Raw genomic sequence first — 17,156 nt, 5'->3', positions numbered from 1 at the left:
TGCGGTCGCTGCCGAAAATGCAAGTGCGGGGCCACTGGGACGCCGCACAAGGCGGGTCAGGTCATGTTCCGGTGCCAGGGCCTCGTCACGAAGCATGGCAGCGACCCGTCATGCTTCCGGAAGCACCCCCGCTAGCAGCGCGAAACCAGCGCCGACCAGGTGGGTAGCAGGTAGCAGCCCGATCGGCGTGCGCCCAGGAATCCGGGGTGGAGGAGTTATGTCGGGTCAGGGGGGTAACGTGCTGCCGTGTCCGATCCCGTCGCTGACCTGCTCCCCCGCGTGCGGCGGGACCTTCTGCGGGCGGGATTCCATCTGGACGAAGCGCCAACCGGGGCCGAGGCGGCGCGGGCCGGTCTGTTCGTCTACGCGCTGCCCGAAGGCGTCGGGGTGCGGTGGCGGGCCTCTGACCACGTCAGCGCGCTGCCCAGCACCAGTCCGTCCCGCGGCGGCGAAGGAGCCGGCACCGCCGAGGAGACGCTGCGCACAGCTGTTCACCTGGCTCTGACGGGGCTGCTGGTCCAAGCCGGGCACACCGTCGTCCAGCAGCCAGGCACGGGCGACGTCATCGTCATCGCCTCAGTGATACACCCCTGACCTGCAACACCGGCGGGGCAGTTCCCACGGGACCACGGGCCCCGCCCATGGTGTTGCTGCTGGTGAGACACCACGGGACCACGGGAGCCCCGTGGCCCCGCTTCCGCGCGCCAAGCCGAGCTTCCCGTTCACCCAGCGTGCCCGACTGGTTACTGTTATTCAGGGCCGTGTGCGTCCGGCTGGGGGAGCCGGTTCGCCGAGGCGCGGGGCGCCCCGGGCGAGCTGCGGATGACCCCCGGGAACGCCCCGGCCGCGCCGGCAGGGGCGCCCGCTGCCTGCGCGCGATGGGCGAGATGATGACCATGACCGTGTTAAGCACGGCCCGCGCCACGGAACCACAGGGCGCCGCTGGCCCCGTTCAGGTGCCGGGCAGGCAGGCAGGTCGAGCAGGCGGCGCATGCGGGGCGGGATGTTGATCAGGTGGGCGTGGCCGTCGATGCACAGGCCGGTCAGCCGCCGCGTCCCGGTGACGTCCACGAACTGAAGCTGTTCGACGTCGATGCCCAGCACCTCGCCCTCGCGCCGGGCCCGGCGCAGCGTGTCGATGACGGCGGGGGAGTTGACAGCGTCGAGTTCACCGATCAGGCGAACGACGGCCGTGTGCGGGTGGGGGCTGTAGATGACGCGCAGTTGGCGGTCGAGGTAGAGCACGGCGTCGACGCCTGCGGCAGCCCGCTGACCTGGCGTGAAGTCGGGCATGCCGGAAGGGGCGTCGTCGTGCGTGGTCACTGCGGTGGCCTGGATGACGCGTGTCGCGTGGTCGCTACCGGCCCGGGGCGCAAGGCGCCCGGCCGTGTCGCACGGTGCCTGCTGAGGCTGGCGGGCCGAGGCGAGATGGCGGACAGGATGACCCCCTTGGTACCCGAGGGACCCAGTCCCGGACCAGCTATGGACTGGCGAAGCGATATGGCGCGCCCAGGGCAGTACAAGAAGGAAGTTACCCGAAAGGTACTTCCTGTATGATCTTGCGGTATTCATGGTAGCTCCTGCCCTCGAAACACCGGTTCTGCGCTGGAAGCGAAGAGATGGGAAAGCCCGTGAGCAGTGGTGACGGTTCGTCGTGGACCTTTCTGACCCATCACGCCCGGGTCCTGGTGGAGATCGCCCGCAATCCCCAGGCGCGACTGCGCGACATCGCCAGCCGCATCGGCATCACCGAACGCGCCGTGCAGGGCATCGTGTCCGACCTGCACCAGGCCGGCTACATCACCCGCGACAGGATCGGCAGGCGCAACCATTACGCGATCAACCCCGACCGGCACTTCCGGTATCCGACCGAGGCTGGCCTGCCCATCGGCCTGCTGATCGACATGTTCACCCAGCACGACGTGCACCGCGAGCAGGCCGACGATCTCCCCCAGGCGCCACCGGCACCCGCTGGCGTGCCGGCCGGCCCTGCCGCTGATCCCGGCACGGCGGGCACAGCGGCGGATGTGCACCTGGCCGTGTAACCCGGCGCCGCCGGCACTGGCGCGGGAGCACGGGAGACCTCCTCGGGGAGAGCGTGTGCGGGCCTACCGATATCCGTTCGGTACGTAGCCATTCGCAAGCAAAGAGTAACTAGGAGGGGGCTACTCTCTGGATCGAGCTACCCCGCCCGCCAAAGCAGCGGTTACCCGAGCGGGGCCCGTGATGGAGGGCACGGGTAGTCCTCGACGGTCATGGAGTTGTGGAGGCGCGCGCTCTTCGTGGTGAGGCGGAGGAAGGCGCGGCCGATCCCGGACGGCAGGCCGGAGATCAGGCGAGCTCCCTGCGCCAGTCCCGCCACCCCGAGTCGTGAGGTGGGGATCAGAGTCTTCGCCGCGCTGAGCGCGGCCTCGCGGCTGCCACGCACGTGCTCGGCCATCGCCCGCTCGTAGGCGGGGAAGGCGCGCTCGTGGTCGCCGCCCGCCCGCGCCAGCTCCCCCGCCAGGACGTACGCGCCGACCACGGCCAAGCTGGTACTGCCGCCGACGGCCGGGCCGGGGCTGTAGCCGGCGTCGCCCACGAGCGTCACCCTCCCCCGCGACCAGGAGTCCATGCGGAGCTGGCTGATCGAGTCGAAGTAGAAGGCCGGGCTGCGGTCCAGCTCGTCCAGCCAGCGGTCAACGGCGGGGTGCATGCCGTCGAACGCCCCGCGCAGCAGCTTCTTCTGACGGTGCACGTCGTGGTGACGGCAGTCCAGCTCGTACGCGCTCCGGAACAGGAACAACGCCCGCGCTCCGTCGAGGTGACGCGCGCCGTAGACGCCGACGGTACGGCCGACGCCGACGTGCATGATGAGCTCGCCGTCGAGGCCGGAGACGTTCGGCAGGGTCAGCACCCCGAAGTAGGCCCCGATGAAGGCGCCGGGTGTGTCCCCGAACACGAGGCGGCGCACGTTCGAGTGCAACCCGTCCGCGCCGACGACGAGGTCGAAGCGGCGCGGCGCGGCGTTCTCGAACCGCACCTCGCCGTCGGGCGAGATCACGGTGATCGACTCGCCGAAGACGTACTCGACGTCGTCGCGGGCGGCATCGAGGTAGATCTCGCTCAGGTCGTCGCGCATGATCTCGACGTGCCGGCCGGAGGCGGCGCCGAAGATCTTGGAGAGGTCCACCCGGACGGGACGCCGCGCGCCCTCCTGGTGGACGCTCATCCGGCTGGTGCCGGTGGCCCGCTCCTCGACGCGCGAGAGCACACCCATCTTCTCCGAGATGTCCATCGCGGGCCGGAACAGGTCGACCGCGTGCGCGCCCGTCTTACGCAGGCTCGGGGCCCGTTCCACGACGGTGACCTCGAAGCCGTGCCTGGTGAGCCAGTAGGCCAGGACCGGACCGGCGACGCCGGCTCCGGAGATGAGAATCCTTGTCGTCATGCACTCACTGTCGCCGCCGGTGCACGCCGCTGGATTGGACGAATGTTCCCGCCGTCGGCTGGCTAGCATGGGACGATGCGGACATTCGTGCGCGATACGGCGGTTTGGGAGGTCGCGTCCCCCTTGCGGCCAAGCCGGGTGGCCGGTGTCACCATGGCCGGGTTCCGCGTCCGTGACCTGGACGCGCTCCGGATGGTCCCGCACCCGGCCATGACGCTGCTGGTGGAGTTCGGCGCCGCTTCGCCCGTCCTTGACCGTGACGGCGGGCGGCGGCAGCGCGGGAGCATGGTCGCCGGGCCCGGGCTCGGATCCGGCGGCTCGGTCCGGGTGTGGGGTGAGAACGTCGAGTGCGTGCAGGTACGCCTGTCGCCGGTGATCGCCCGCGCGGTACTGGGCGTCTCGCCCGCCGACATTGGAGACGCCGTCGTGTCCCTGGAGGACCTGTGGGGGCGAGAGGCGGCACGGATCCGTGAGCGGCTGGGCGGCGTCCCGTCGTGGCAGGATCGCTTCGCTCTGGTCGACGCGCTGCTCGCCCGCCGGCACGAGGCGGAGCCGCCGGTGGACCCGGAGGTCGCCTGGGCCTGGCGGCGGATCGTCGGCAGCCGGGGTCGGGCCAGGGTCGACGGGCTCGCGGCCGAGGTCGGGTGGGGTCGTAAGCGGCTGTGGTCGCGGTTCCGGTCGCAGCTCGGCCTGGCGCCCAAGCAGGCCGAGAAGCTGGTCCGCTTCGACCACGCCGCCCACCGGCTGGTCGCGGGCGTGGCCGCGGCCCGGGTCGCGGCCGACACCGGTTACGCCGACCAGTCCCATCTGCATCGCGACGTCATGGCGTTCACCGGCACGACCCCCGCCACCGTCGCCGCCGAGCCGTTTCTCGCGGTCGACGACATCGCCTGGCCCGGCAGCGCGCCCTCGCCCGCCTGAGCGCATTCGCATCGCCTGGCCCGGTAGCACGCCCTCCCGCACCTGAGGACATTCGTTCAAGACACCCGCGCGCACCGGCGGCGACCGTGGGTCCATGACCACTCTCCATCGCGCCGCTCGCCGCAGCCTTCCGCCCCGGAGGCTGACACGGCGCCGGCGGCGCCTCCTGATCGCCGCGGCCGTCCTTCTCGTCCTCGCCGGATCGCTGCTCGTGAACGCGGCGGTGGTGACCCGCCAGAGCGCCGGCGGAAGCCCGACCCTGCCGCTCGACGGCGGGAACGTCTACGTGCGCCAGGACGGCCCCTCCGACGCCCCGGCGCTCGTGCTGATCCACGGGCTCGCTGCCTCGACCCGCTCGTGGGACGCCCTCGTCCCGCTGCTGGCCGAGTCCTACCGCGTCATCCGGCTCGACCTGCTCGGACACGGCCGGTCGGCCAAACCGGCCGACGGCGGCTACGGCATGCCGGAGCAGGGACGCCGGGTCGGTCAGGCCATGGACCGGCTCGGCGTCAAGCACGCCGTGGTGGTCGGGCACTCAACCGGCGGCGCGGTCGCCACCGCCCTCGCCGAGCAGCGCCCCGACCTGGTGACCGCGCTCGCGATCATCGACACGGCACCGCGCCTGAACGCCGCCGTCTCAACCGGCTTCGTCGGCGGGCTCCTGGACAAGCCGGTCATCGGGCCGCTGCTGTGGCGGCTTCGAAGCGACAGCCTGATCCGCGACGCCGCGAGCAGCGCGTTCAGCCGCCCGGGGTACGAGGTCCCACAGGCGGTCGTGGACGACGCGCGCGAGATGACGTACCACGCCTTCGTCGCGACCTCGCAGGACGGCGACGACTACGTGAACCGACGCGCGCTCCCTGACCGGCTGATCCCCCTCGGCAAGCCGCTACTGGTGATCTTCGGCGCCGACGACCGCAGGTGGCGCTCTTCCTCCGCCGCCGAATACCGCGCCGTCCCGGGCGCGACGGTCGAGGTGCTGCCCGGTGTCGGGCACTCGCCCATCATGGAGGATCCGCCGCGGACCGCCGCGCTCCTCCTGTCCTTCGCCGCCCGCCATGCACACCGTTGACCTTCGCCCGACCAAGGAGATCGCCATGCCGTACACCAGCTCCGGCATCTACTGGGAAGAACACGGCCGGGGCCCGTCGACAGTTGTCATGCTGCCGGGATTCGGCGCCTCGGCCGACCTCATGGCCGGGATCGCGCGGCACCTCGCCGGGTTCCGCGTCCTGATCTTCGACCTGCCCGGACACGCCCGGTCCGTACGCGCGCCCGCGGACGGACGGCTGCCCTCGCTCGCCGCGATCCTGCACGAGGCGATCAACGAGGCGGGCGCTGACGACTACTGCCTCGTCGGCTACTCCATCGGCGGCGCGATCGCGGTGCGGATCGCGCTCGACCGCCCGGACGAGGTGCGAGCCCTGATCGGCGTCGTCCCGTGGAACGCCGGGGGGACGACGGCCGAGGACGAGGTGATCGCCGGCTTCGACGCCGCGTACGGCGACGTCGAGGCTCTCACGCACGCGGTGGCGGCGATCTCCGTGGACCCGTCCAGGACATCGGGCCTGACGAGCAGCATGCTGACCGTCACCGAACGGATGTGGCACGGTTGGCTGGCCGGCGGCGCGCTGACCAGCCAGGCCGACGAACTGTCCGGGTTGCGCGTACCGACCTGCTACCTCCTCGGCGGGAAGGACGTCGTCGTGGACCAGGCGAAGCAGCTTGACGACGTGCGGCGCATCCCCGGCAGCCGCGCGGTCCTGCTCCAGGAGCTCGGCCACCTATGCGGCCTGGAGCGGCCGGACGTCGTCGCGTACGAGATCTCGGCCTTCCTGCGGCGCATCGCACACTCCTGACGGAGGTCACCCGTCCCGGTACAGCGCTGTGAGCTGGGCGGCCAGCTTTGATGGTAAGGGTTCGCCTCCCTCACCTCGCAGTCTGGAGACGTCTCGGATTTCGCGATCGTCTGCTCATCGGTTGAGATGAGCAGACGAGGCCGAGCGCGGGCGTTGCCAGACACAGCCAGGCAGATGGGGATCGCCGCGGTGTGGCGGTTCTCGACGTCCCCTACCGGACGGGCGGCCTGGACGTGATGCCGGCACTTCTCCCGCACGCCCCTGAGCCCGCGCTGCGCAAGACCTCGACCCGGTCTGCGACCTCCATGTGACGCTCCCCGGCAGGAGCCAGCAGGTCGCGCACGATGACGATCACCCCATGCATGACATGCTCGAACGCCTCGTCCACCGTCATGCGCATGCTCCGCGACCACGACACCGGCGTCACCGAGCTGAGCACCGGAACCGACAATCCGAAGCAACGGCGGTAATCCCTGGCCTGTGCCTGGGCAACCGACTGTCCTTCACCATGATCCGGCATCGTGATCAAAGCGAGATGCCAATGGGAGGTAGTTGCGTTATTGCAGCTCAGGCGCTACTTCGTTGGAAATTTCTTCATTGCTACTGGGACCCCCATTAGGTGGCCTGAAGCCTCCAGCCACGCCCAGCGCCGCGCGATTCAGCGAAGAACCTCCGTCCCAAAAACGGTCGTTTGCGGGACGGCTGTACTAGCCAGCGCATTGATCACGTTTTCGCAGGAACGATCGTCCCGAAACCCGTCCCGAAAATCTTGGTTAGACGCTTGAGTTCCGGGACCGTTTTCGGGACAGTGTGGGAGTAGCCCCCACGGAAGGAACCCCCAGATGGCGAAGAAGATCGTGAGCGAGCACACGCTCACCCCGGCGAGGGCGAGTCGATGACCTTCCGCCTGTACGAGCACACCGGCCTCACGTACACGATCCAAGAGCGGCGCCAGGCCCACGACGGCTCCGGCGTCGAGATCTCCGAATTCGGCCCCGACGACGAGCGTGCCCGCGAGACGCTGGCCCGGTACCTGCAGATCGCGACCGACGAGCTGGACTGGCGTCGATGACCTCGACCCCCAGCACCACCGCCGCCGGGGCCCACGCGCCGGCGGCGGCCTCGAACGCGATCCGCATCGGCTACGCCCGTGTCTCCACGCGGGGCCAGGACCACGCCGCACAGCTGGAGCTGCTGAACGCCGCCGACTGCCGCGAGATCATCGAGGAGACCATCTCCACCCGCCGCGCTCACCGGCCCAAGCTCATGGCCACCGTGGCGGCGATGAAGCCGGGCGACACGCTGGTCATCACCAAGCCCGACCGGGTCGCCCGCAGCGTCAAGGAGCTGCTGGTCTTCCTCGAAGACGAGCTCGCGCCGCGCGGCATCAACCTGCACATCCTGACCGGCATCTGCGCCGGCATCCACCGCCCCACCGGGCAGAGCATCGCCGACAAGATGCTGTTCCTGGTCGCGGCCATGGCCGCCGAGATGGAACGCGACCTCATCTCCGAGCGCACCCTCGAGGGCCTGGACGCCGCCCGCGCCGCCGGCCGCGTCGGCGGCCGCCCGGTCGCGGTGACCGACGACGTGCTCGCCATGGCCCGGGCCCGCCGCGCGCGCGGCCAGTCCGTCACGCAGATCGCCCGCGAGCTCGGCATCGGCCGCTCCACGCTGTATCGGGCACTCGAAGACGACCCCTCCGCCCCGGCCGCCACCACCGTGGCGGCTACGGCGGCCGCGCCGGTCGACCAGGATCACGAGGACCACGCCCCACCCGGCCACGGCCAAGAGCGGGCGATCGAGGAACCGGCCACTGGCGACGACGCCGGCCAGAGCGGCGGTGAAACCGACGTCGACCGGGTCGACCGGCCGCGCGAGCTGCGGACCGTTGCCCGGCTGGGCCCCGACTGGGCCACCGACGACAACGACGTGCTGTGGTGGCGGCGCGAGACCCGCGCCGGCAGCGTGAGCCCGGCCTGGCCCGGCACCGGCTGGACCGCCCGCACCGCCCAACACACCCCGATCACCACCGGCGCCGGCAACCGCGGCGCCTACAGCTCGCGGATCAAGGCGCTGGCCGCCGTGGCCGCCGACTGCGAGGCCCGCCACCGCGCCCGCACCGCGCACGCCGACGTGGCGCTGGACGGCGCGCCCGGCTGGCGGCTGACCCAGACCCAGGCCGACCACGACCGCCACCGCTGGAACGTCGTCACCCCCGCCGGCGACGTCGCCGGGACGGTGAGCAAGGCCGACTGGCACCACCAGGCGTGGGATGCCACCGCCGGCGACCCGGCCAACCGGCACCACCACCCGGTCCCGGTCGAGCCGATCGGGGACGAGCCCGGCCGTAGCAGCGCCGATGGGTACTGGCGCACCCGCAACGCGGCCGCGCTGGCCGTCGCGCGCTGGCACGACCCGGACCTCGACACCGGCAGGACCGTACGTCAGTAAGTCGCCACTGATTCACGTACAAGATCCCGACGCGAGCCCCCGGCCCCTGGAACTTTTGAGGGGGCCGGGGGCTCTCTTCGCGCTTGGTTCCCCTGGAAGGCCCTCCGCTCGGGTCCGGCAGGAGTGCCATCAGTCGACAGTGCAACGCCTGCCGTCGGCAGCGCCGATGGACGATGCTCGGGGACATGGTCCCTTTCCTCCTGGCGGCCCTCAGCGAGCCGCCCGTGCCATCAGACTTCTTCACTACCACCGCCCAGGTGATCCCGGTGCTGCTGGTGCTACTTGTTGTCGAGGAACGCGGCGGGTGGATCCGCGGCACGGAGTCTGCGCCTGGTCTACTAGGCCGAACCATCACCATCACCGCGGCGTTCTGGGGCGAGACCCTCGCCCTCGCCGCCCTTGCGTTCGGCTCGGTCCCGCGCTTCTACTGGCTGTTCCCCTACGCCGCCGGCGGCGTAGGCCTGCTCATCGCCTGCATGATGGTCCCCTTGGCGATCGTGTTCGTGCGTCGGCAGTGGCAAGCGGCGTCTCGTCGAACTCGATTCACCGCCATTCTCCTTACGGTCCTGGGATTACTTGTCGCGCCCACCACCGCCATCGTCTCGTTCGGTGGCGTCGGCTCTCCCTACGTCGACGCCTATTTGATCTTGCTCGTGAGTGGCATTGCATGGGTGGTCTACCAGAGCTCGAAGGGCGCCTCGCCAGACGAACCGGCCGAGCCAGACGAGCAGCCTAGACAGCCAGGTCGGCCACCTCGCGGGGGGTGAAGTCCATGGCGTTCTCGCCGACGCTGACCTCGAAGCTGCACCGGCCGGGGTCGGAATTGGTGCGCACCCGCCCCCACAGCTGGATGCCGTGCTCGGCGAGCAGGTCCAACCAAACACTGCTCGCCTCCGCCCCCTGCCGATCTGCGGATCCCGTCCTTAGCGTAGTTACCCGTCAGTAGAGTCCTGGGCCCCCGTGATCGTCCGCGTCCGCTGTCCTCGCGCGCCTGCACGCGTAGGGCCGACACTCGTCCGCGGACGGACGATGAGCCGATCACTCGCTGTGACGGATGGTCATCGCCGCCACGGGTGCTCATCCAACTGGTCGAGGATGGCGTTGACGTTCGCGGCCGCGGCCGACAGCTGCCGCCGTACCTGGGAGGTCCACGGCGTGACGTCGGCGAAGTGCTCGGCGGCCGGGTCGATCCACTCGTGCTGGTCCTCGAAGTCGGCCTCGCCGAACAGCAGCGGCCGCCACTCCGTGCTCGCCGCGGGCTGCCCCTGCCCGGCGTAGGGGGACGGCCAGATCATCAGCCAGCGCTCGAACTCCGGCCACTTGATCGCCAGGATGTGCTCGTAGCGGTGCACGCGGATCTTCGGCGCCTGTTCCTTCGCCGCCGGCGGTGGGAGTGGGTGCGATCGCACGTAGGTGCCCCGGCCCTGCTGCGCGACGATCAGATTTTCTTCACGTAGCACCCGCAGGGCCGCCTGCACTGTGGCGCGGGCCAAGCCGTACTGGCGGGCGAGCTCGGGCTGGGAGGGCAGCTTGTCACCGGGGGCCAGATCGCCGTGACGGATACGCGAACGCAGCGCGTCGGCGAGCTGCAGATAGGGGGCCAGGCCATCGCCGGCGCTGCCCGGCGTCTCGGGAACCATCCCGCCACGCTAGCTGGCTAGCCAAGGATCGAAGGCATGGTCAGCCAAGTCGTGGCAACGGAATCGCCTGCCGGGCCGGCGACATGTCCAGTAGACAGCGTGCCCCGGCTCTTCCGACTCGACATGCTGGGCGCCATGGAGACGAATCCCCCCGCGCACAGCAAGGGGCGCGAGCTTACCCAGACCGCCGTCGAAGCGATCGTCAACCTCGTTCCTGCGGTGGGTAGCACGATCGCGGTGCTGCTGATGGAAGGCCTCAATCACAAGCTGAACCAACGGCGCGAGCAATGGCTCATCGAGCTCGCGGAGGCGGTCGAGGAGCTGAATCAGCGCTTCGACGGGTTCGACCCCGACGCGCTGGTAGAAAACGACGCCTTCGTCGACGCGGTGGTGACGGCTACCCAGACCGTGTACCGCACCTCCCAGCAAGAGAAGATCGAACTTCTGCGCAACGCGGTCCTCAACTCCGCCATACCAGGCGCCCCAGATCTAGACCTCCAACAGCTGTACTTCGACCTCATCGACCGGCTGACCCCGACCCACATGCGCCTGCTTACGCTTTTGAACGATCCGCCGGGCTGGTTCGATCGGCATTCCGAGCTGTCGCGCCCGCAGTTCAGTCTGTCGTCCAACCGCACCCAGTTGATCTCGGTAGCCCTGCCAGATCTCGCCGCGCAAGGGCAGGCGGTCATTGAGCGCTTCTTTGCGGCGCTGGCCGACGGCGGTCTCGTCAGTGGCAGCCTCCACGGAATGATGACGGCCTCAGGAGCGTGGCAGCCGATGACGACCGACCACGCCGCCGCCTTCCTCGCGTTCGTCCGAGATCCGCGCTAAGGCTCCACGGAACCCGCTACTCCAGTTCCCAGCGCTCCCTCCGCGCGAGCGCTGGGAACCCGCCAGCGCGCCCGATCGAGGGGGGCAGACCAAGTACGGGAGAAAGGGGCAGTGAGGCGCTGGGCCGCAGGACAGGGGGGCCTGTTTGTCGGATGATGTGGTTTGTTGGCAGGGGACAGGTACGGAATCAGCCGGGGCATCGGGTCGCTGAAGGCCGTCGACAGCGCCGCCAGGACTTCCAGGGGCCAACAACGAGGACCTCGGGCGTTCCGCCGGGCTATGGTGATCTTCGTGGTGTTCATGCCCCGGATGCGCGTGATGAACCGGCAGAGCGTACAAGCCGCCGTCTTGTTGAGTTGTGTCACGATTGTGATCGGCTGTTGGTGGCTGAAGGAGACGTCCCTTGGCCTTCACATCGTCAACAATCCTGAGCAGCACCTGTTGCCGTGGCTGGAGCTGCTTGGTATCGCCACGGTGTGGTACGTCTTATCGGGGCGGCTGGAGCAACACAGCCGCCGACCTGGAACCGGTCTGTCCGTCACAGCGCGCGTGGGTGCGCTGGTGGGCGCATCTCTCGCCGCAGGCGTTTACATCGACGCCGAATACGACTGGTGGTTCGGGATAAGCGATCAGGACAAGGTGGCTGACGACATCCAGACATCCCTGGAGTCGATCGCCCGTGCGGGCGTGATCAGGTTCATCCTCGTCTACTTTGCGATCGTCGCGATAACCCTCGGCTTCGCCACGACAGCGCGGGGCAGGGCACGCGAGGAGCCGCCCGCTGTCCGCAGGTGGCGTGATGTCGTTACATGTCTGGCCGTACTCTGCTTCTGCGCTCTCCTCGCCTTTGTCTACTCCGATCCCAACGCCTACCCACCGACCACACCACTCCTGCACTGGCCCTACCTCGTGATCATGGTGCTAGCGCTCGGCTTCGCAGCGCTCGCAGAGGTGGGCCGGTCTCGGCCTGTGTCAGATGCCGCGACACCATATCCGGCCGTGCCACGCCAGGCGGCCCTCCGCATTGACATCGCCATCATCGCCGCTTCGGCGTTGATCGTGACCAGCTTCGAGGGGGACACCTTCGCTCCCGGCGTCTTCGCCTGGATCGTGTTGGCCGTCGGGGCGATCGGAATCATGCTCTGCTCAGCATCGCGGGGTTGAGCAGGACGCTTCTGCCGGTGCGCCGCTTGCACCCCCAGACGCATCGGACCGCCGGATGGCAGTGACTCCGCACGCTCCGGTTTCATAGGCCCCCTGGGACGGGTCAGGTGTGTGGCCCGGATCCGGCATCGGCCGACTTCGGCCGGGCGGCTCCTGGCGGCGTAGGTGCAGGCGTAGCCGACTCTGGCCCAGGCGTCACATGGGCCTCCGGGGCTAGCCGAACATCGGTAACGGCTGCCCGTTGCGGAGCGGTACTGATCTAGCGAGGAGCACGGCATCGTGGCGTCTCCCCACGTGCCCAGGACTGCGAGCTAGCTGTGGTCAGAGACGTGACTGCCCCTTTCTCCCGTACTTGGTCTGCCCCCCGACTACGGCGGCGGCCCGGTACAAGGCGTGGATGGCGCTAGTTCCCGTGCTCGTTATCGGGTTTGGGGAAATGTTCTCCGTATCTAGGAGGGTCATTGCGCCAGCCCGGCCATTCCTTCGCTTTAGGGAAATGTTCTCCGTATCTAGGGGGGTCATTGCGCCAGCCCGGCCATTCCTTCGCTTTAGGGAAACCTTCTCCGTATTTGCTAGGAGGGTCATTGTGATGCAGGTCGTACCGGCCGTGCCCGGTTGCCCGACAGCGTTTGGGATTCTTATGGCGGACGCACGGATGCGTCACCTGGGTGGACGTTGGCGCGACTTGCGAAGTGGTAGTGGCGCTGGCGCGTTCCGTCGATACGATCATGGGAGCGGCCAGGGAGGATGCCGTCACTGTGGCGCTGAGTAGAGCCTGTGTGATCATCGAAGATCACCTCGTATCCATCGTAGAGCCAACGCAAACGCCCAGGCGGACGCAGCGCGAACGACTTTCTGGCAATGTCCGCACTCTCACGTTAAGCAGGGCTCGCCGCAGGTAACCCCGAGGAGTGGTAAAAGGTTGACTAGTCCACGGCGGACTTCGACGTCGCCGAGGAGGGTCGCGGCGTCGAGCTGCTGGCCGATGTCGGTCCAGTCGATTTCTGCGGGTACCAGGGGCATGGCTCCTCCATCAGGGTTAGAACAACGGGGCGTACGGGCGTGTGCGGGCGTCCGGCCGGCGTCGGCGCGGGGGCCTGTTGCGCTGAGCTGGCGAGGTGGGAACAGGCTCCAGGGTGGGCTGCTGGTCGACGTCGGCGGGCGGTGCGGGGCGGTGCCGGTGGCGATGCGTGGGGATGGCCTGCCAGTAGGAGTGGAACGGTGACCCGGGTTTGGTGTCACATTTGTTGACGCGGTGCGGGATGATGATCGACGGAGGCCCCGTCGTGATCCCTGGCGGGAGTCTCTGACCAGCCGATCTCCACGGGAGAGGTGCCTGATGGGCCTGCCGGCGATGACGGTGGAGCAGCGTGCGAAGGCGTTGGCGAAGGCACGTACGGCTCGTCGTGCGCTGTTGGCGGAGGTGGCTTGCGGCGCGGTGAGCGTGGCGGAGGTGTTCGAGCGCGGCAGGCAGGATGTGGTCGGCAGAACTCGGGTGGTTCAGGTCCTGCGGGCCGTTCCCGGGTATGGGCCGGCCAGGGTCGCGGCGTTGATGGCCACCTGCGGGGTGGCGGAGAAACAGCGTGTTGGCGCGCTGAATGAGCGGCAGCGCGAGCGACTCTTGCGGTCTTTGAGCAGCTGACAGCGCCGGGGCTGATCGTGTGAGTTATCGGAGCTCCGGCGAGGAGCACGGCATCGTGGCGTCTCCCCACGTGCCCAGGACTGCGAGCTAGCTGTGGTCAGAGACGTGACTGCCCCTTTCTCCCGTACTTGGTCTGCCCCCCATCGACATGCAATGCCCCATACACCCCACTACGACCTATATCCCACCGCACTATCTGACATCACTTATTGCGCAATGTGAGCCAAAAGCGTCATCCTTAACCTCTAAAACCAGAGGTAGAAACTAGGCCGAGTACCCAGGTATCGCTACGCGATACACGAGGCTCCACCCGCCCGGGCCGGGTCTCACGGGGATGAGGGGGTGGCGCGGACGTGGCATGGCTGACCGTGCTGGGCCCCGCCGCGGCGCAGATCGACTACCGCCTGCGCGCGGACGCAGGCTGCGCCCAGGTCGACTATCGCCTCGCCGACGGCCAGGAGGCCCTCGCCGGTGCCGAGCCCGGGCGCGGCCTGACGTGGATCGGCGCCGGGCTGCGCGAGTTCGGCATCGAGCCGGGCACCCCGTTGACGCCCGAGGACCACCAGGCCGCCCGGCGGCTCATGGCCGGCCGCGATCCCGGCACCGGCAAGCGGCTCGTCAAGCCGAAGCTGGCCGTGCACCCGCGGGCGATGTTGCCCGGCGACGTGCTGCTGGAGGCGCTGCAGCAGGCCGCCGTCGAGCGCGGGCAGACGGTGGAGGGCATGCTCGCCGGTGTGCAGTGGGCGGCCAAGCGCGCCGGCCGCCTGGAACGCGGAGTCGAACGCGAGGGCGAGGCGCACACCATCGGAGTCGACGACGCCGAACGCCTGGCGGCCGCCGCCGGCCTCGACCTCGACGCCCTGTACGACGCGGATCGGCTGCAGGAGGCTCGCGCGCACCGCGATGCGCGGGTGCGGGTCGGTAACCGTGGCTATGACCTGACCTTGGATCTGCCCAAGAGCGTGTCGGTGCTCTACGGGCTCGCCGACCCCGCGCTGGCCCAGGGGATCGAGGACGCCTTCGCCGAAGCTGTGAACGACACCGTGGCCGCCGTCGAAGAACCGGCCGGTTACGGCATGCGCGGCCACCACGGCGACGGCAAGCGCGCCGAACGTGTGGACGGGACCGGCCTGCTCGGCTGGATCATGTGGCACCGGGCCGCCCGGCCGGTGCGCGGTCAGGCGCCGGACCCGCATCTGCACGCGCACGTGGTCGTTGCCAACCCGCTGCGCGGCGTCGACGGTAAGTGGTCCACGCTCGGGGCCGGCGGCCGCGACTTACACCGGCACGTTTAGGCCGCCGGCGCGCTCGTGCAAGCCCGGTTGCGGCGGCTGCTCACCGAGCGGTACGGCATCGCCTGGAAGCGCGATGAGCGCACCGGCGCCTGGGAAATCTCCGGCGTCGGCGAGGACCTGCGCGCCCGGTTCAGCAAACGCGGCGGCCAGGTCGCCGATCTGCTGGAAGAGATGGGCCTCGCCAACGGCGGCGCGAGCACTGCCCAGTCCAAGAACGCCGCTGCCAAAACCCGGGAGGACAAGAACAGTGCGCCATCGGCGCCGGTGGACCTGCGCACTTCCTGGGCCCAGCAAGCCCGCGCCGCCGGCGTCGACCCGGCCCGGCTGAGCGCCGCGTGTGTGGGCGCCGCCCGAGGGTTACCGGTACGGCCCCGCCCGGAGGCGATCGCCGCGTGGATCTGGCGGCCCGAGGACGGGCTGACCGGCCACACCAAGGCCGTCACCCGGGCCGACGTGCTGGCCGCCGTCCTGGACACGCTGCCGGACGGCGTCGCCGGCCTGGCCGACGCCGACGCGCTGACCGACCAGGTGCTCGCGCACGGCCCGGTGGTCGAGCTGCCCGCGGCCGGAGCCGTCCATCTGACCAACAACCAGCGCTACACCTCCACCGACATCATCGACGCCGAACACGGCGTGCTGGCGGCCGCGCGCGACGGCTACAACGCGCACCTGGCGCTCGTCGACCGGCGTGCGGCTCAGCGCCTCCCAACGGCAGGTGCTGGAGCGGCTGCTGTTCGGCGGGCACGCAGTGGAGGCGGTCATCGGCGTGGCCGGCTCCGGCAAGACGACCATCATGGCCGCCACCCGCTCGGCGTGGGAGAGCCGCGGCCTGGTGGTCGCCGGCGCGGCTACCGCCGCCGTGGCGGCCGCCGGCCTGTCGGCCGAGTCCGGCATCGCCTCGGCCACGATCGCCGGCTGGCTGCAGCGCATCGGCAGCGGGCCCGGCCTGGCCGGCATCGACGTCCTGGTGGTCGACGAGGGCGCCATCGTGGATGACCGGCAGCTGGCCGCGCTGCTCGCCGAGGCTGGCCGTACCCGCACCAAGGTGGTGCTCATCGGCGACCCGCTGCAGCTGAAGGCCGTCGGCGTGGGCGGCACGTTCGCCGCGATCCACCGCCAGCTCGGCGGGGCGACGCTGACGGAGAACCGCCGCCAGCGCGACCAGATGGAGCGCGCAGCCCTCGCGCTGTGGCGCGACGGAGAGCGCGAGCAGGCGCTACGCACGTGGAACCAGGCCGGCCGCGTCGTCGCCGGGCGCGGCGCCGACGACACCATGGCCAAGATGCTCGCCGACTGGGCCGCGGCCCGGGCGCGCTACCACGGCGACCCGCACGCCGAGCTGGCCGGCCTGGCGCTGATGGCCCGCCGTAACGCCGACGTCGACCAGCTGAACGCCGCCGCCCGCGCCGTGCGCCGCGCCGCCGGCGAGCTGTCCGGCCCGGACGTGCTCTACCCGCGGGCCGACGGCAGCCGCCTGCCGCTCGCGGTGGGCGATCACGTGCGCATCCGCGTCAACGACTACCGCGCCCGGCGCGGCGAAGCCAGCGCGGACGTACTCAACGGCATGCGCGGCACCGTAGCCGCCATCGACACGAGTAGGCGGGTGCTGGTGGAGTGGCGCAACCCCGCCCACCCCGACGGGCCCCGCCTGGAGCGGCAATGGCTGGAGCCCGACTACATCGCCGCCGGCGGGCTCAGCCACGGCACCGCCATGACCATCGCCGCCACCCAGGGCGCCACCGTCGACTACGCCCTGGTCTACGGCCACGGCCTGGATCCGCACTCGCTGTATGCGGCGATGTCGCGCGACCGGCACAGCGTCCGCCTCTACCTGCCGCGCGAGCTGCTGGAAACCGACGCCGACCGGGCCCGGCACGGCGCCCCGGACAGCTACGAGGTCGAGCTGCAGCGCGCGCT

Annotated in this window: 17 protein-coding genes and 1 pseudogene; 13 read left to right on the top strand and 5 right to left on the bottom strand. The window is 70.0% G+C overall.

Features of this window, described 5'->3' with window-relative positions; all coding sequences use genetic code 11:
• Positions 1–246: 246 nt before the first annotated feature.
• Entirely contained in the window at positions 247–594 is a 348-nt protein-coding gene (locus tag AB0H81_RS37270) for a hypothetical protein (protein ID WP_358384682.1), read from the top strand.
• 159 nt (positions 595–753) lie between these two features.
• Here the strand turns inward: AB0H81_RS37270 and AB0H81_RS37265 are convergent, their stop codons facing one another.
• Positions 754–1,323 (bottom strand): STAS domain-containing protein, encoded by a 570-nt coding sequence (locus tag AB0H81_RS37265; protein ID WP_358384680.1) that lies wholly within the window; start codon positions 1,321–1,323, stop codon positions 754–756.
• A gap of 308 nt (positions 1,324–1,631) precedes the next feature.
• Here AB0H81_RS37265 and AB0H81_RS37260 point away from each other — a divergent pair, with 308 nt between their 5' ends.
• Positions 1,632–2,045 (top strand): helix-turn-helix domain-containing protein, encoded by a 414-nt coding sequence (locus AB0H81_RS37260; protein ID WP_358384677.1) that lies wholly within the window; start codon positions 1,632–1,634, stop codon positions 2,043–2,045.
• A 161-nt stretch (positions 2,046–2,206) separates the two neighbouring features.
• On the opposite strand, the gene AB0H81_RS37255 is transcribed toward AB0H81_RS37260, so the two are convergent.
• Positions 2,207–3,430: an FAD-dependent monooxygenase gene (locus tag AB0H81_RS37255; RefSeq protein ID WP_358384674.1), complete on the bottom strand. Its 1,224-nt coding sequence runs from the start codon at positions 3,428–3,430 to the stop codon at positions 2,207–2,209.
• 75 nt (positions 3,431–3,505) lie between these two features.
• On the opposite strand from AB0H81_RS37255, the gene AB0H81_RS37250 reads away from it, so the two are divergent.
• From AB0H81_RS37250 to AB0H81_RS37240, 3 genes are all read left to right on the top strand, one after another.
• Positions 3,506–4,351: a helix-turn-helix domain-containing protein gene (locus AB0H81_RS37250; RefSeq protein ID WP_358384671.1), complete on the top strand. Its 846-nt coding sequence runs from the start codon at positions 3,506–3,508 to the stop codon at positions 4,349–4,351.
• A gap of 94 nt (positions 4,352–4,445) precedes the next feature.
• On the top strand, positions 4,446–5,423 hold the full coding sequence (locus tag AB0H81_RS37245) for an alpha/beta fold hydrolase (protein ID WP_358384668.1): 978 nt from the start codon (positions 4,446–4,448) through the stop codon (positions 5,421–5,423).
• Between the two features lie 25 nt (positions 5,424–5,448).
• A complete protein-coding gene (locus tag AB0H81_RS37240; protein ID WP_358384665.1) occupies positions 5,449–6,210 on the top strand; it encodes an alpha/beta hydrolase in 762 nt (253 codons plus the stop codon).
• A 211-nt stretch (positions 6,211–6,421) separates the two neighbouring features.
• Here AB0H81_RS37240 and AB0H81_RS37235 read toward each other — a convergent pair whose 3' ends face one another.
• Entirely contained in the window at positions 6,422–6,649 is a 228-nt protein-coding gene (locus AB0H81_RS37235) for a hypothetical protein (protein ID WP_358384662.1), read from the bottom strand.
• 456 nt (positions 6,650–7,105) lie between these two features.
• Between AB0H81_RS37235 and AB0H81_RS37230 the strand changes: the two genes are divergently transcribed.
• The 3 genes from AB0H81_RS37230 to AB0H81_RS37220 all read left to right on the top strand — a co-directional run bounded on the left by AB0H81_RS37230 (position 7,106) and on the right by AB0H81_RS37220 (position 9,431).
• Positions 7,106–7,282, top strand: coding sequence for a hypothetical protein (locus AB0H81_RS37230; protein WP_358384659.1), 177 nt, complete (start codon positions 7,106–7,108; stop codon positions 7,280–7,282).
• On the top strand, positions 7,279–8,664 hold the full coding sequence (locus tag AB0H81_RS37225) for a recombinase family protein (protein ID WP_358384656.1): 1,386 nt from the start codon (positions 7,279–7,281) through the stop codon (positions 8,662–8,664). Before AB0H81_RS37230 ends, AB0H81_RS37225 begins: the two co-directional genes overlap by 4 nt.
• Positions 8,665–8,849: 185 nt before the next feature.
• Positions 8,850–9,431, top strand: coding sequence for a hypothetical protein (locus tag AB0H81_RS37220; protein ID WP_358384653.1), 582 nt, complete (start codon positions 8,850–8,852; stop codon positions 9,429–9,431).
• On the opposite strand, the gene AB0H81_RS37215 is transcribed toward AB0H81_RS37220, so the two are convergent.
• A complete protein-coding gene (locus tag AB0H81_RS37215) occupies positions 9,397–9,540 on the bottom strand; it encodes a hypothetical protein (RefSeq protein ID WP_358384651.1) in 144 nt (47 codons plus the stop codon). The two genes, AB0H81_RS37220 and AB0H81_RS37215, sit on opposite strands and share 35 nt — an antisense overlap.
• A 182-nt stretch (positions 9,541–9,722) precedes the next feature.
• Positions 9,723–10,304, bottom strand: coding sequence for a winged helix-turn-helix domain-containing protein (locus AB0H81_RS37210; protein ID WP_358384649.1), 582 nt, complete (start codon positions 10,302–10,304; stop codon positions 9,723–9,725).
• Between the two features lie 36 nt (positions 10,305–10,340).
• Between AB0H81_RS37210 and AB0H81_RS37205 the strand changes: the two genes are divergently transcribed.
• The 5 genes and pseudogenes from AB0H81_RS37205 to AB0H81_RS37185 form a co-directional block, all read left to right on the top strand.
• On the top strand, positions 10,341–11,138 hold the full coding sequence (locus tag AB0H81_RS37205; RefSeq protein ID WP_358384648.1) for a hypothetical protein: 798 nt from the start codon (positions 10,341–10,343) through the stop codon (positions 11,136–11,138).
• A gap of 279 nt (positions 11,139–11,417) precedes the next feature.
• A complete protein-coding gene (locus tag AB0H81_RS37200) occupies positions 11,418–12,302 on the top strand; it encodes a hypothetical protein (protein ID WP_358384646.1) in 885 nt (294 codons plus the stop codon).
• Between the two features lie 1,339 nt (positions 12,303–13,641).
• On the top strand, positions 13,642–13,944 hold the full coding sequence (gene mihF, locus AB0H81_RS37195; RefSeq protein ID WP_358384643.1) for an integration host factor, actinobacterial type: 303 nt from the start codon (positions 13,642–13,644) through the stop codon (positions 13,942–13,944).
• A gap of 353 nt (positions 13,945–14,297) precedes the next feature.
• Positions 14,298–15,530, top strand: a pseudogene (mobF, locus tag AB0H81_RS37190) (MobF family relaxase); the annotation flags it as partial.
• Between the two features lie 397 nt (positions 15,531–15,927).
• Positions 15,928–17,156, top strand: a 1,229-nt coding sequence (locus tag AB0H81_RS37185; RefSeq protein WP_358384640.1) for an AAA family ATPase, incomplete at its 3' end; no start/stop codon positions are given.

Origin of the sequence: Nonomuraea sp. NPDC050691, from assembly GCF_040654455.1 — a bacterium.
GTDB lineage: Bacteria > Actinomycetota > Actinomycetes > Streptosporangiales > Streptosporangiaceae > Nonomuraea.
This window is presented reverse-complemented; position numbering and strand designations above follow the sequence as displayed.